Below are 1,910 nucleotides of genomic sequence, written 5' to 3' on the forward strand. Positions count from 1 at the left end.
TTAGTGCGCCACGCATGGCGCGTAGCTAGGCGGTGAAAGTCCGCTATGGGGGCTGGCAGTTGCCAACCATTAGCCAAGAGCAAGGGTGTCCATCGCGAGGTGGAATCTGAAGGAAGCTGGAGGCAAAGTTCCGACCCGAGGAACACGAATCGCATCAGGCATCCGAAGTGGGATGAGTCTGCTAAACAAGACGAAATCCAATAAACTGCACAGACACGAGGATGTAAATGTGGCGGGTACATGGGATGAAAGTTACGCGTCTTACCGTGGGAGGTCTCACGGACACATAGAGCGTCTTTGCAATATGTGGTTGAAATAAGATTTATCGTGAGAAGTCAGCAGATACCATAGTAGTAACGCAGTCGACAGCGTTATGAAGGGTTGAACCTAAGGAGGTGTTTAGTAAATGAATGTTACCAAAGTCGGGACAAAAGAAAGCAGAATACCTTGCTGTAGCAAGGGCTGCCCGCAAAGAGATAGTGCGGAACACGAAGGGTATGCGGGAGTGCTTACCGACAAGCGGATAACTGAAAACAACAACACCAATGCCAACAGTCGAGAGAGCGGGCTTTTAGAGAGAATCTTGAACCGAGTAAATCTTAACGAGGCTTACAAGCAAGTGAAGAGGAACAAAGGTTCACATGGTGTCGATGGGATGAAAGTAGAGCATCTTCTGCAATATCTCAAAGACAACGGGGATGAACTTGTAAAGCTTGTTCTGGACGGGAAATACCGTCCAAATCCAGTCCGTAGGGTTGAAATACCGAAGGACAATGGGAAAAGGCGTACGCTTGGAATCCCAACAGCAGTAGACAGAGTGTTACAGCAAGCCATCACGCAAGTGCTGTCGCCCATCTTCGAACCGCAATTCGCTGAAACAAGTTATGGTTTCAGACCCAAGAGAAGCGCTCATGACGCGTTGAGAAAGTGTAGGGAGTATGCAAATCAAGGATATACCTATGTTGTCGACATGGATTTGGAGAAATTCTTTGATACGGTCAACCAATCGAAGATGATCGAATTGCTTTCTAGAACCATTAAAGATGGCAGAGTGGTATCCCTCATACACAAGTACCTACTGGCAGGAGCGATGAACAAGGGAAAGTTCGAGGAAACAGAGCTCGGGCTCGTTCAAGGCGGGAATATTAGCCCTTTGTGTAGTAATGTTATGCTGAACGAACTTGACCGAGAGCTGGAACGCAGAGGAATCAGATTTGTCAGGTACGCCGACGATATGCTTCTTTTTGCCAAGACAAAGCGATCAGCGCAGCGGATGTTAGACCACATTCTGCCCTACATCGAAGGGAAACTGCGGCTAAAGGTAAACAGAGAGAAAACAGTGGTTGCCTACATCGGCAAGATTAAGTTCCTAGGATACGGATTTTACCCGTCGAAAGACGGAATCAAACTACGCATCCACGCAAAGAGCGTCAGCAAAATGAAAGCAAGGATAAAAGAGCTCACGGCTAGAAGCAATGGGCTTGGATATGAACGGCTGAAATTACAGCTGAAACAATATATCACGGGATGGACTAATTATTTCAAACTCGCAGATATGAAGAAATTGCTCAAAGGAACAGATCAATGGTTAAGACGAAGGTTACGGATGTATATCTGGAAACGATGGAAACGAGTTCGAACCAGATACGCAATGCTACGTAAATTCGGAAACAACCACAACACAGCTCTCAAGTTCGCGTGTACAAGAAAAGGCTATTGGCGGATTGCCAAAAGCCCAATTTTAAGCACGACTGTAACCGATGCTCGCCTAAAACAAGCAGGATACGCATCTTTCTCGGAACATTTCAAAACTGTTAAGGTGTAAACTTAGGAACCGCCGTATACCGAACGGTACGTACGGTGGTGTGGAAGGTCGGCTACTCAACTAATGAGTAACCTCCTATCCGATT

At 46.6% G+C, this 1,910-nt stretch carries 1 protein-coding gene; it reads left to right on the forward strand.

The features are described 5' to 3' along the window. The first annotated feature begins 406 nt into the window (after positions 1 to 406). Complete coding sequence (gene ltrA / locus ABMB67_RS23345) at positions 407 to 1,825, forward strand: group II intron reverse transcriptase/maturase (RefSeq protein ID WP_251225347.1); 1,419 nt, start codon at positions 407 to 409, stop codon at positions 1,823 to 1,825. Positions 1,826 to 1,910 lie beyond the last annotated feature (85 nt).

This window comes from Halalkalibacter oceani (assembly GCF_040544555.1).
Classification (GTDB): Bacteria; Bacillota; Bacilli; order Bacillales; family Bacillaceae_D; genus Halalkalibacter; species Halalkalibacter oceani.